This is a genomic window from Tardiphaga sp. 841_E9_N1_2 (genome assembly GCF_051811065.1).
GTDB classification, from domain to species: domain Bacteria; phylum Pseudomonadota; class Alphaproteobacteria; order Rhizobiales; family Xanthobacteraceae; genus Tardiphaga; species Tardiphaga robiniae.
Window position 1 is genome coordinate 5,293,855 of sequence record NZ_JBPWQC010000001.1, and the last position, 11,895, is coordinate 5,305,749.

Annotated in this window: 12 protein-coding genes; 10 read left to right on the top strand and 2 right to left on the bottom strand. The window is 62.3% G+C overall.

Annotated elements, in window-relative coordinates; translation table 11 throughout:
* Positions 1–48 precede the first annotated feature (48 nt).
* The 9 genes from AB8A50_RS25365 to AB8A50_RS25405 all read left to right on the top strand — a co-directional run bounded on the left by AB8A50_RS25365 (position 49) and on the right by AB8A50_RS25405 (position 10,159).
* On the top strand, positions 49–2,118 hold the full coding sequence (locus AB8A50_RS25365) for a cytochrome c1 (RefSeq protein WP_089262525.1): 2,070 nt from the start codon (positions 49–51) through the stop codon (positions 2,116–2,118).
* Positions 2,119–2,287: 169 nt separating this feature from the next.
* Positions 2,288–3,217 (top strand): bile acid:sodium symporter family protein, encoded by a 930-nt coding sequence (locus AB8A50_RS25370; protein ID WP_439079304.1) that lies wholly within the window; start codon positions 2,288–2,290, stop codon positions 3,215–3,217.
* Complete coding sequence (locus AB8A50_RS25375) at positions 3,214–4,182, top strand: SDR family oxidoreductase (protein WP_439079305.1); 969 nt, start codon at positions 3,214–3,216, stop codon at positions 4,180–4,182. Before AB8A50_RS25370 ends, AB8A50_RS25375 begins: the two co-directional genes overlap by 4 nt.
* On the top strand, positions 4,179–5,456 hold the full coding sequence (locus tag AB8A50_RS25380; RefSeq protein WP_439062121.1) for a flavin-containing monooxygenase: 1,278 nt from the start codon (positions 4,179–4,181) through the stop codon (positions 5,454–5,456). Before AB8A50_RS25375 ends, AB8A50_RS25380 begins: the two co-directional genes overlap by 4 nt.
* 49 nt (positions 5,457–5,505) lie before the next feature.
* A complete protein-coding gene (locus tag AB8A50_RS25385; protein ID WP_068733116.1) occupies positions 5,506–6,180 on the top strand; it encodes a dienelactone hydrolase family protein in 675 nt (224 codons plus the stop codon).
* A 65-nt stretch (positions 6,181–6,245) separates the two neighbouring features.
* Positions 6,246–6,680: a GNAT family N-acetyltransferase gene (locus AB8A50_RS25390; RefSeq protein WP_439079306.1), complete on the top strand. Its 435-nt coding sequence runs from the start codon at positions 6,246–6,248 to the stop codon at positions 6,678–6,680.
* A 55-nt stretch (positions 6,681–6,735) separates the two neighbouring features.
* Positions 6,736–7,215 (top strand): GNAT family N-acetyltransferase, encoded by a 480-nt coding sequence (locus AB8A50_RS25395; protein ID WP_439079308.1) that lies wholly within the window; start codon positions 6,736–6,738, stop codon positions 7,213–7,215.
* A 207-nt stretch (positions 7,216–7,422) separates the two neighbouring features.
* Positions 7,423–9,585 (top strand): anthranilate synthase component I, encoded by a 2,163-nt coding sequence (locus AB8A50_RS25400; protein ID WP_439079309.1) that lies wholly within the window; start codon positions 7,423–7,425, stop codon positions 9,583–9,585.
* Positions 9,586–9,613: 28 nt separating this feature from the next.
* Positions 9,614–10,159, top strand: a complete 546-nt coding sequence (locus AB8A50_RS25405) for an adenine phosphoribosyltransferase (protein WP_068733118.1) — start codon at positions 9,614–9,616, stop codon at positions 10,157–10,159.
* 7 nt (positions 10,160–10,166) lie between these two features.
* On the opposite strand, the gene AB8A50_RS25410 is transcribed toward AB8A50_RS25405, so the two are convergent.
* Positions 10,167–10,835 carry a hypothetical protein gene (locus tag AB8A50_RS25410; RefSeq protein ID WP_439057124.1) on the bottom strand — a complete coding sequence of 223 codons (669 nt, stop codon included), beginning with the start codon at positions 10,833–10,835 and terminating at the stop codon, positions 10,167–10,169.
* A gap of 48 nt (positions 10,836–10,883) precedes the next feature.
* Positions 10,884–11,639: a hypothetical protein gene (locus tag AB8A50_RS25415; RefSeq protein WP_089262507.1), complete on the bottom strand. Its 756-nt coding sequence runs from the start codon at positions 11,637–11,639 to the stop codon at positions 10,884–10,886.
* Positions 11,640–11,677: 38 nt separating this feature from the next.
* On the opposite strand from AB8A50_RS25415, the gene AB8A50_RS25420 reads away from it, so the two are divergent.
* Positions 11,678–11,890 (top strand): hypothetical protein, encoded by a 213-nt coding sequence (locus AB8A50_RS25420; protein ID WP_309947712.1) that lies wholly within the window; start codon positions 11,678–11,680, stop codon positions 11,888–11,890.
* Positions 11,891–11,895: the final 5 nt, after the last annotated feature.

Below are 11,895 nucleotides of genomic sequence, written 5' to 3' on the forward strand. Positions count from 1 at the left end.
CCATCCGATCTCGCGCCGATAGTGTTTTTCTCTTCTCAGGATCGCATCATGAGCGGACCATCGACCTACCAGCCGACCAATCCCGCTTTGCAGTGGATTGAAAAGCGTCTGCCAATTATCGGCCTCGTCCATTCCTCCTTCGTTGCCTATCCGACACCGCGTAACCTGAACTACTGGTGGACGTTCGGCGGCATCCTCTCCTTCATGCTCGGCGTACAGATCGTCACCGGTGTGATCCTGGCGATGCATTACACGCCGCATGTGGACATGGCCTTCAATTCGGTCGAGAGCATTGTCCGCGATGTGAATTACGGCTGGCTGTTGCGTTATTTGCACTCCAACGGCGCATCGATGTTCTTCATCGCCGTCTACATCCACATGCTGCGTGGCCTGTATTACGGCTCGTACAAGGCACCTCGCGAAATCCTCTGGATCCTCGGCGTGATCATCTACCTTCTGATGATGGCGACTGGTTTTATGGGCTACGTGCTGCCGTGGGGCCAGATGAGCTTCTGGGGCGCCACCGTCATCACCAACCTGTTCTCGGCGATTCCCTATGTGGGCGAGAGCATCGTGACCCTGCTGTGGGGCGGCTATTCGGTCGGCAATCCGACGCTGAACCGCTTCTTCTCGCTGCATTACCTGCTGCCCTTCGTGATCGCCGGCGTCGTCGTGCTGCACGTCTGGGCGCTGCATGTCGCCGGTCAGAACAATCCGGCCGGCGTCGAGCCGAAGACCGAGAAGGATACCGTGCCGTTCACGCCCTACGCGACCATCAAGGATGGTTTCGGCATGGTCTGCTTCATGATCTTCTACGCCTGGTTCGTGTTCTACATCCCGAACTATCTCGGCGATCCCGATAACTACATCCCGGCCAATCCGGGTGTGACGCCCGCGCACATCGTGCCGGAATGGTACTACCTGCCGTTCTACGCCATCCTGCGTTCGATCCCGAGCAAGCTCGGCGGCGTCATCGCGATGTTCTCGGCGATCATCGTGCTGGCCTTCCTGCCGTGGCTCGATACCGCCAAGACCAAGTCGTCGAAGTATCGTCCGCTGGCCAAGCAGTTCTTCTGGATGTTCGTCGTGGTGGCGGTCCTGCTCGGCTGGCTCGGCGGCAAGCCGGCGGAAGGCATCTACATCATCGCCGGCCGTGTCCTGACCTTCTGCTACTTTGCCTACTTCCTGATCGTGCTGCCGATCCTCAGCCGTATCGAAACGCCGCGCGCAGTGCCGAACTCGATCGCTGACGATGTGCTGGCCAAATACGGCAAGAAGGCAGCCTCCGCGATCGTCGCACTGGTCCTCGCCGGTGGCCTGATGGCCGGCGGTACGCAGAGCGCCAAGGCTGCCGACGAGCATGGCGGCCCGACGCCGCCGTCTCTGAGCTGGTCGTTTGCCGGCCCGTTCGGCAAGTTTGACCGCGGTGCCCTGCAGCGCGGCTACAAGGTCTACAAGGAAGTCTGTTCGACCTGTCACTCGATGAGCCTGATCCACTTCCGCAACCTCGCGGACGTGGGCGGCCCGGGCTTCTCTGCGGCTCAGGCGCTGGCAGTGGCATCCGAGATCAAGGTGCAGGACGGTCCGAACGACGCCGGCGACATGTTCGAGCGTCCTGGTCGTCTCGCGGATCCATTCCCCAAGCCGTTCCCGAACGAGAACGCGGCGCGCGCGGCCAATGGCGGCGCGTATCCGCCGGACCTGTCGCTGATGGCCAAGGCTCGCAACTACGACCGCGGCTTCCCGCAATTCGTGTTCGACTTCTTCACCCAGTTCCAGGAGAAGGGCCCGAACTATATCGACGCCCTGCTGCAGGGCTATGTCGATCCGGCGCCGAAGGATTTCGCGCTGCCGCCGGGCGCGTATTACAACAAGTACTTCCCCGGCCATGCCATCAAGATGCCGAAGCCGATCTCCGACGATCAGGTGACCTATGATGACGGCACCCCGCAGAAGGTCGAGAACTACGCCAAGGACGTTTCGACCTTCCTGATGTGGACCGCGGAGCCGCATCTCGAGGCCCGCAAGCGTATCGGCTTGCAGGTGATGGTGTTTCTGATCATCTTCGCGTTCCTGATGTATTTCACGAAGAAGAAGGTCTGGGCGAACGCTCACTGAGCGTCGCAAACATTCTTTCAAAAGGGCCCCCGATGGGGCCCTTTTTCGTTTTCAGCCTGTGCGCACCCGGACCATGGATTCTCGGGGAGCCGTTGACTAAGCTTCGCGCAAAGGCGGGAGACGCGGGCTCGGTGAGCGTCACGGATATCCACGCTCATCGGGGGGATGGATGGCGGGCGCGGCGATCGACGATATTCTGTTGAACATCAGTCCGGGTGGCCAGATGGCGCTCGGCATCGTGCTGGCGCTGATCATGTATGGCGTCGCGCTCGATCTTCGCATCGCCGATTTTGTCGATGTGTTCCGACGTCCGGCGGCGCCGCTCGCGGGGCTCGCCGCGCAACTGATCCTGCTGCCGGCGGTCACATGGGCGATCACCATGGTGTTGAAGCCGCAGCCTTCTATCGCGCTTGGCATGATGGTGGTGGCGGCCTGTCCTGGTGGCAACATCTCCAACCTCATCACTCATATGGCGCGCGGCAACACTGCGCTGTCGGTGTCTATGACCGGCATCTCCAGCCTGCTTGCGTCCGTCACGACGCCGCTGAACATCCTGCTCTGGGCCGGGCTCAATCCGCAAACCGCCGCACTGCTGCGCCAGGTGAGCGTCGATCCCGTCTCGTTTATCGGGTCGACCGTGCTGCTGCTCGGCGTGCCGATGGTTGCCGGTCTGCTCACGATGCGTCATCTGCCGGGGGTGGCCGACCGTCTGCGCCGGCCGCTGCAGATACTGTCTTTCGTGTTCCTGATCGGATTTATTTTGGCCGCAACCGTCACCAACTGGCGCTACATCTCGGTGTTCTCGACCTCGGTGCTGCCCTTCGTCGTGCTGCATAACGCGATCGCCGTCGCACTCGGCTGGGGCGTAGCGAAGATCCTTGGGCTCAGCGACTACGACACCCGCGCGCTCACCATTGAAGTCAGCATGCATAATTCCGGATTGGGATTGGCGCTGATCCTCACGCAATTCGACGGCCTTGGCGGCGCAGCGCTGGTCGCCGCTGGCTGGGGAGTCTGGCACCTCGTCTCCGGCTGGGCGCTGGCGGCCTGGTGGAAACGGCGCGATCCGCATCCGGCACGCATTGAAGGTGCGGCATGAGCGACGCGATGGCGAATAGCGGCGTGCTGATCACCGGCGCGGCAGGCTTCATCGGCAGTGCTTTGCTGCGCGCACTCGCGGCCGGCGGCGACGGGCCGGTGACGGCGCTCGATCTGCGCGAGGTGCCGCCGCAACAGCGTCTCGACGGCGTTGCCTATGAGCATGGCGACATCCGTGATCCCGCCCTGAAAGAGATCATCGCCCGCGTGAAGCCGCGCACCGTTGTGCATCTCGCTTCGGTCGTTGCCGTCGGAGGCGACGACCGGCGTGACTATGAGATCGACGTGCTGGGCACGCGCAATGTGCTGGAAGCCTGTCTCGCGGCAGGTGTGGACCACCTGATCGTGACTTCGAGCGGCGCGGCCTATGGCTATCACGCCGACAATCCCGTCCCGTTGCGCGAGACCGATCCGCTGCGCGGTAACGAGGATTTCCCTTATGCACGCAACAAGCGTGAGGCCGAGGAGATGCTGACGCACTGGCGTAGCGATCATCCGCAATTGCGGCAGACCGTGTTTCGCCCCTGCACCGTGCTGGGGCCGACCACGAACAACCAGATCACTGCATTGTTCGAGCGCCCTGTTGTCACCGGCCTCAGTGGCACCGCAACGCCGTTCTCGCTGATCGCCGATTCCGATGTCGTCGCGGCGTTGGCGCTGGCCGTGCGCACCGGCAAGAGCGGCATCTATAATCTCGCCGGCGATGGTACACTAAGCCTGCGCGAGATTGCTCGGTTGAACGGCAAGCCGTTCGTTCCGATTCCGCCCGCGATGATGAAGGGCGCGCTATGGTTGGTCCATGCGCTCGGGCTGACCAAACTGACGCCGCAGAATGTCAAATTCATCCAGTATCGTCCGGTGCTCGACAACACCCGGCTCAAATCCGAATTCGGATATTCGCCCAAGCTTGATGCGCGGGCCGTGTTCGAACGCTATCGCGACGAGCGCCCGGAGCCGATGTCATGACCTTCCTTGTCATCGGCGCCGGTCCCGCAGGTCTTGCCGCAATCCAGAGCCTGAAGGCCGCTGGCCATGCTGTGGAAGCCGTCGAGCAGAACGCCGATGTCGGCGGGCAGTGGCTGTATGGCGCGGCGCCGAGTGCGGTCTATGCCTCGACGCATCTGATCTCGTCGAAGCGCACCACGGCCTTTGCGGATTTCCCGATGCCGGAGGACTGGCCCGCCTATCCGGGCCATCGCCGGGTGCTGGATTATCTGCAGAGCTATGCCCGGCATTTCGATCTCTACCCGCTGATCCGCTTCAACACCGGCCTGCGCAGCCTGACGCGGCAGGAAAGTGGATGGCACGCTGCTCTCAGCGACGGCACGTCGGCAGACTATGCCGGCGTCATCATCGCCAATGGCCATCTCAGCGATCCCCTGATCCCCAAAACGTCAGGCACCTTTGATGGCCCACTGATGCACGCCAAGGATTACAAAACCGCGGACATCTTCGCCGGCCAGCGCGTGCTCGTGGTGGGCATGGGCAATACCGGCTGCGACATTGTCGTCGATGCGGTCCATCGCGCGGATAAAGTGTTGTGGAGCGTGCGCGGCGGCAATCATTTCGTGCCGAAGTTTCTCGCCGGAAAACCGGCCGACGAAGGCAATCACAAGCCGAAGCGCTTCATCATTCCGAAGAACCTGCGCTCAAAGCTGCACGAGCCGATCCTGCGCTTCATCGTCGGCGCGCCGGAGCGTTTCGGTCTGCCCAAGCCGCAGCATCGGCTTTATGACCGCACACCGATCGTCAATTCGCTGGTGCTGCAGCATCTCGGCCAGGGCGATGTCAGCTTGCGCAAGCCGGTCCGCGAATTCAACGGCAAGTCGGTCGTGTTTGCCGATGGCCGCTGCGACGAGGTCGATCTGGTGCTGCTCGCGACCGGCTATCGGATCACGTTTCCGTTTCTCGGCGATCTCCGTGCACTCGATTGGCAGGACGCGATCGGTGCGCCCAGGCTGTTCATGAACATGTTTCCGTCGGAGGATAACGGCCTGTATGTGGCCGGGCTGCTGGAAGGCGCGGGCGTGGGCTGGGAAGGGCGTGCATTGCAGGCCCGCGTGATTGCGGCCTATCTCGCGGCCAAGGCCGCGCGGCCGGATGCGGCAGCAGCGCTGCGGCAGGAGATCACGCAATGGTTCGCGCAACCGTCACGGCGGGACGGCGGCGAACACGGACTGTTTGTCGATTTTCTGACCTACAAGCGAGACCTGCAGCGCGCGCTGGCCCGGTTGAGTTGACACGTGAGGGGTCTATAAGTTGCCCCGAACCATTCCAGCGGAGGACATCATGGGAACATCGATCAGCTTCAAGCGGCCGGACGGCAAGGAAGCCAAGGGCTATCTCGCCAATGCCCAGGCCGGCAATGCGCCCGGCGTCGTCGTCATCCAGGAATGGTGGGGCCTGCAGGAGCAGATCAAGGGCCTGGCCGATCGTCTCGCGCTGGCCGGCTTCGATGCGCTGGCGCCTGATCTCTATAACGGCGTGGTCGTGCCCTATCACGACACGGATGCGGCCGGCAAAGAGATGAACTCGCTCGATTTCATGGACGCCACCACGCAGACCGTGCGCGGCGCGGCGCAGTACCTGTCGCGCAACGGCGCCAAGGTCGGCCTTACCGGCTTCTGCCTTGGCGGCGCCGTGACCATCATCGGTTCGTGCAAGATTCCCGAACTCAAGGCCGCCGTGGCGTTCTATGGCATTCCGCCGGAGCAGGCCGCCAAGCCCGCCGATGTGCAGGTGCCGCTGCAGGGCCACTTCGCCAATCGCGACGACTGGTGCACGCCGGAAGTCGTCGACAATTTCGAGAAGGGCCTCAAGGCCGCCGGCAAGTCCGCCGAATTCTTCCGCTATGATGCCGACCACGCTTTCGTCAACGAGCAGCGCGTCTCGGTGCATGACCGTGAAGCCGCCGAACTGGCCTGGGGCCGCGCGACGGCGTTCTTCAAGAAGCACCTGGGCTGAGGTCCTATGATCGGATGCTGATCCGCAGAGCGCGACCCGATGAAGCGGCCGAGATATGCGATGTCTTGCGCCGTTCCATCGCCGAGCTATGCGGCGCCGATCATCATGACGATCCGGCGATCCTGCAGAGGTGGCTCGACAACAAGACGCCGGCGGTGGTCGGGGGCTGGATTGCCCATCCGGACAATTTCGTTCTCGTCGCGGTCGAGGAAGAAACAGTGCTCGCCGTCGGCATCGTCAGACACGATGGCGAGATTACGTGCAACTACGTCTCGCCGGATGCCCGGTTCCGGGGCGTCAGCAAGGCGATGCTGGCACAGCTTGAGGCGACCGCACGGGACCACGGCAACGATGTCTGCCATCTGATCAGCACCGAGACAGCCCATCGCCTGTATCTATCTGCCGTCTATGAAGACTGCGGAGTGCCACAGGGAAAATTCGGCACGACGTCATCCTTTCCCATGCTGAAGCGGCTCACCGGTGAATCTCACACATCGTGACGCATAGCCGCGTGGCAGCTTGATGCGACAGGCCCGACCCTGTAGGTCGAGGCCAATGACATCCGACTACACCATTTCCGATTTGCGCCAGCAGGCCGACTTCTTCGACATCGTCGCCGATCGGATCTGGCAGGCGTGGTGGAAGCGTCATGGCGTGCCCGAGGCCTATATCGTCGAGCGGCTGCGCGAGAACATGCAGGGGACCGACCTGCCGATCGCGCTGGTGGCGCATCGTGGGCCAGACTTTCTCGGAACGGCGTCGCTGCTGGTGTCCGATCTCGACGAGCGCCCGCAATATACGCCCTGGGTGGCGGCAGTCTGGACCGAGCCCGATGCCCGCAAACAGGGCATCGCCCCGGCGCTGATCGAGCGGGCCTGCCTGGAGACCTTCTCCCGGGGGCATGCCCGGGTCTATCTCTGCGCTGCCCCGCCCCGTCGGGCCTGGTACGAGAGCATCGGCTGGACCCCGATCGAGGACGGCGTCGGGGCGCTCAAACTGACGGTATTCGTCCGGGAGCGTCCGGGGGCCGTTTAGTCCCTTGACCTTCCGGGCCGGCCATGGTGATTTGCCGGCCATGAGCACCCCTGTCCGCAACAGCCGTCGTTGGTGGCGCACCTCCTGAAGAGGTGGTCGGTGCGATTTGCTTATTTTCAATCGTCGAAGGCCGCCATCGCAGTGCGACGGCCTTTGCTTGTTTGTTCTGTGTGGCGCCCCCTCCGGCATGTTTCCTAAGAGGACACCATGAACAGGACTGTGTTTTCGCTCCCCGCTGACAGCGCCTACAAGACCCACGCGGGTCTCTCCGTGGCGCGCCATGTCGATTATTTCACCGGCGGCACCGCGCTGGACGATCTGATCGTCCGGCTCGACCAGCGCCGCGGCGTGGTGCTGTCGTCGGGCACCACGGTGCCTGGCCGCTATGAGAGCTTCGATCTCGGTTTCGCCGATCCGCCGCTGCTGCTGGAAACCACCGGGACGGATTTCACGCTGACGGCGCTGAACAAGCGTGGGCAGGTGTTGATCGCCTTCCTTGCCGACACGCTGCAGGATCCCTGTATCGCGCTCGACGGGCGGACGATGTCGAAGCTCAAGGGCCACATCATCCGCGGCGAGGCGCCGGTCGAGGAAGACCAGCGCACCCGCCGCGCCAGCGTGATGTCGCTGGTGCGCGACATGGTCGCGCAATTGTTCTCCTCGGACGATTCCATGCTCGGGCTCTATGGCGCCTTCGCCTATGACCTCGTGTTCCAGATGGAGGACCTGAAGCAGAAGCGCGCGCGCGAGGCCGACCAGCGCGACATCGTGCTGTATCTGCCCGACACGCTGCTGGCCTATGACCGCGCTACCGGCCGCGGCGTGGTGATGTCCTATGACTTCACCTGGAAGGATCGCTCCACCGAGGGCCTGCCACGCGATACGCCCGACAGCGGCTACAACAAGGCACCGCGCCAGGGCTTTGCCGATCATGCGCCAGGCGAATATCAGAAGACTGTCGAGAACGCCCGTGCCGCCTTTGCGCGCGGTGACCTGTTCGAGGCGGTGCCCGGTCAGTTGTTCGCCGAGCCCTGCGAGCGTTCGCCGGCGGAAGTGTTCCAGCGGCTCTGCGTGATCAATCCGTCGCCCTATGGCGCGCTGATGAATCTCGGCGACGGCGAATTTCTCGTCGCTGCCTCGCCCGAGATGTTCGTGCGCTCCGACGGTCGCCGCGTCGAGACCTGTCCGATCTCCGGCACCATTGCGCGTGGCGTCGATGCCATCGGCGATGCTGAACAGATACGGCAGTTGCTGAATTCGGAGAAAGACGAGTTCGAACTCAACATGTGCACCGACGTCGATCGTAACGACAAGGCGCGCGTCTGCGTGCCCGGCACGATCAAGGTGCTGGCGCGTCGGCAGATCGAGACCTACTCAAAACTGTTCCATACTGTCGATCATGTGGAAGGCATGCTGCGGCCGGGCTTTGACGCGCTCGATGCGTTCCTGACCCATGCCTGGGCGGTGACGGTGACCGGTGCGCCGAAACTGTGGGCGATGCAGTTCGTCGAGGATAACGAGCGCTCGTCGCGGCGTTGGTATGCCGGCGCGATTGGTGCCGTGTCATTCGATGGCGGCATCAATACCGGCATTACCATCCGTACCATCCGCATGAAGGATGGCCTCGCCGAAGTGCGCGTCGGCGCGACGCTGCTGTTCGATTCAGATCCCGTCGCCGAAGAGAAGGAATGCCAGACCAAGGCCGCGGCCCTGTTCCAGGCGCTGCGCGGCGATCCGCCGAAGCGGCTGTCGGCCTTTGCGCCGGATGCTACCGGTTCGGGCAAGAAGGTCTTGTTGATCGATCATGATGACAGTTTCGTGCACATGCTGGCGGATTACTTCCGTCAGGTCGGCGCCACCGTCAGCGTGGTTCGTCATATCCATGCACAGACCGTCCTGAACCGCGAGAGTTTCGATCTGCTGGTGCTGTCGCCCGGCCCCGGCCGTCCAGCGGATTTCAGCATTGGCAAAACGCTGGATACCGCGCTCGAAAAGAAGCTGCCGGTATTCGGTGTCTGTCTTGGCGTGCAGGCGATCGGTGAATATTTCGGCGGCGTGCTGGGCCAGCTCGCGCAGCCGGCGCATGGACGGCCGTCGCGCGTGCAGGTGCGGGGCGGAAAGTTGATGAACGGTTTGCCCAATGAGATCGTCATCGGCCGCTATCACTCGCTGTTTGTCGAGCAGGACAGCATGCCCGATGTGCTCACCGTGACGGCCTCGACCGAGGACGGTGTCGCCATGGCCATCGAACACAAGACGCTGCCGGTCGGCGGCGTGCAATTTCATCCGGAATCGCTGATGTCGCTTGGCGGCGAGGTCGGCTTACGTATCGTCGAAAACGCATTTCGGTTGGGGCAACGCCCCAACTGATGTCCATCTGAAGAACCGAAAGACCCTGATGACACCCGAACTCGCGCACGATCTCAAAGCCTCCGTCCGCACCATTGTGGATTATCCGAAGCCGGGTATCCTGTTTCGCGACATCACCACACTGCTGGGTGATGCGCGCTCGTTCCGCCGCGCGGTGGATGAGCTGGTGCAGCCCTGGGCGGGGCTGAAGATCGACAAAGTCGCCGGCATGGAAGCGCGCGGCTTCATCATCGGCGGCGCGGTGGCGCATCAGTTGTCGGCCGGTTTCGTACCGATCCGCAAGAAGGGCAAGCTGCCGCACACGACCGTGCGCATCGCTTACTCCCTTGAATACGGTATCGACGAGATGGAAGTGCATGCCGACGCCATCAAGCCCGGCGAGCGCGTGATCCTGGTGGATGACCTCATCGCCACCGGCGGTACGGCTGAAGGTGCGGTCAAACTGATGCGCCAGATCGGTGCCGAGGTAATGGCAGCCTGCTTCATCATCGACCTGCCGGATCTCGGCGGCGCCGCGAAACTGCGGGCGATGAATGTGCCGGTGCGCACGCTGATGACCTTCGACGGGCATTGATTGCCCGTCACGACCCCTGCAGCAAAAGTCCCAGCTCGATTTCCCGAAAGCTGAAATAATTCTTCCTGATCCACTGATGCAGCTCGGTCGATGAATCCTGCTCCGAGCGCAAATAGCCGGTGAAGGAGAAATTCAGCCGGTCGATATAGGTCTTGAGGAACACCGGCAGCGCCGCGATGCGCAGCATGCGGCCCTGCGCCAGTGCCACCGGGATTTCGCCGCGCAGCACGTGTTCGTTGTCGATCACATAGAGCGAATTGCGGGTGAACTGCTGCTGCAGCATCTCGTAGCCGCGCAATGAGGCGCGGTCGCTGTCGCCCATGAAGAACACGATGGGCGCCACACCGCGGCGTGCGGCTTCCTTGGCGAAACCGATCTCGCCGGTCATTTTGAAGAATTCGTCGAAGGCGAAATAGCCGAGGTCGATCACCTTGGCGACGTCGTCATTGATGATGAGCCGGTCCATCAGCGACATCTTGCCAAATGTGTCGCCGATATTGGCGGTCTCGGTCAGCTTCGGCAGGAAATCCAGCAGCGACGGTTCTTTCAGGCTGACATCGAAAGCGGTGACATCGCCGCGCTGCAGCTTCAGGAATTCGCATAACAGGCGCGCGACGAGGGTCTTGCCGACCATCGGTCGCGTCGAGCAGATGATATAAACGGGCGTGCGTCGCATCGGCGCAATATCAGGCGAATCCGACGCCGCTCCAATCGTTAAATGGACTTACTTCTCGCCGGGGCTGCGGGCGCCGGGCTTGTCGTGGACGATGTCGGTCAGCTTGATGCGGTCGAATTCGCTCCAGACATTGGCCAGCCAGTGCCGGACATAGCCGCGCAGCACGAACGAATAGTTCGCGGTCTCGTCATGAGGTCCCTTGTTGGCGACGAATTTCAGGAACGGCACGCTGGAGACTTCGACCTGCTCATAGGCCATTTCGTTCAGCTTCGGGATGGTGATCTCGGTGGCGCCCTTGATGCGGTGGAAATAGGAGTTGTAGGTCGCCTGGTCCCATTCGAAGAAGCTGGTGTTGTTAATGAAGTTCTTCACCAGGAAATACTTCGCACCGTCCATGAAGCCGGCGGTCTCGGCGATCTCGTCCAGGGAGGCGATCGACGGGCCGAGTATATGGAAAACGGCAAAGGTAATCTGGCCGGACTTGGCGGCATCGAGGAAGCCGATGTCACGCAGATCGGCCAGCGCCCGCGACAGCAGGCCTGCGCGGACGTCGATCACGGTCACTGAGGGGGATGCGCTGTTGAGCGTATCGAAGATCTTCATCTGGTCGGACGTGGTCGTCATGTCGACGATTTCGGTGATGTCCGAATGGAACCGCTTCAGCGTGCCGCGCGGCGCTTCGGTGTCGAAAGCGCGCGTCGGGACGTTGTTGGCGCTGAAATAGTCCAGAACCGTCCGCGAAACCGTGGTCTTGCCGACCCCACCCTTGTCCGCGCCGACGACAATCACTGCTGGCTTCGCCATGGAATTCCTTTGCCGCTTTCAACTGGAGCATCCGCGCGATGGAGATTCGCGCGCCGGAGAACACTACCCGATGCCTGCTTTGGGCGCGAACATGGCAGAAACAAGGGGGATTTCAATCGCTGAAAGATATGGCCCACGGAAATCATTGGGAAATTCTCCATATTTGGTCGCGGGCACTGTTTTCGGCATTTCGGATCGCCGACCCGGCTGGCCGGTTCTTCGGCCTGCCGCCGATCCTCACCAGACCGTGATTGAC

Coding starts and splice junctions, on each gene's coding strand:
- AB8A50_RS25365 (WP_089262525.1), top strand. CDS start 49: ATGAGCGGACCATCGACCTACCAGCCGACCAATCCCGCTTTGCAGTGG.
- AB8A50_RS25370 (WP_439079304.1), top strand. CDS start 2,288: ATGGCGGGCGCGGCGATCGACGATATTCTGTTGAACATCAGTCCGGGT.
- AB8A50_RS25375 (WP_439079305.1), top strand. CDS start 3,214: ATGAGCGACGCGATGGCGAATAGCGGCGTGCTGATCACCGGCGCGGCA.
- AB8A50_RS25380 (WP_439062121.1), top strand. CDS start 4,179: ATGACCTTCCTTGTCATCGGCGCCGGTCCCGCAGGTCTTGCCGCAATC.
- AB8A50_RS25385 (WP_068733116.1), top strand. CDS start 5,506: ATGGGAACATCGATCAGCTTCAAGCGGCCGGACGGCAAGGAAGCCAAG.
- AB8A50_RS25395 (WP_439079308.1), top strand. CDS start 6,736: ATGACATCCGACTACACCATTTCCGATTTGCGCCAGCAGGCCGACTTC.
- AB8A50_RS25400 (WP_439079309.1), top strand. CDS start 7,423: ATGAACAGGACTGTGTTTTCGCTCCCCGCTGACAGCGCCTACAAGACC.
- AB8A50_RS25405 (WP_068733118.1), top strand. CDS start 9,614: ATGACACCCGAACTCGCGCACGATCTCAAAGCCTCCGTCCGCACCATT.
- AB8A50_RS25410 (WP_439057124.1), bottom strand. CDS start 10,835: ATGCGACGCACGCCCGTTTATATCATCTGCTCGACGCGACCGATGGTC.
- AB8A50_RS25415 (WP_089262507.1), bottom strand. CDS start 11,639: ATGGCGAAGCCAGCAGTGATTGTCGTCGGCGCGGACAAGGGTGGGGTC.
- AB8A50_RS25420 (WP_309947712.1), top strand. CDS start 11,678: ATGGAGATTCGCGCGCCGGAGAACACTACCCGATGCCTGCTTTGGGCG.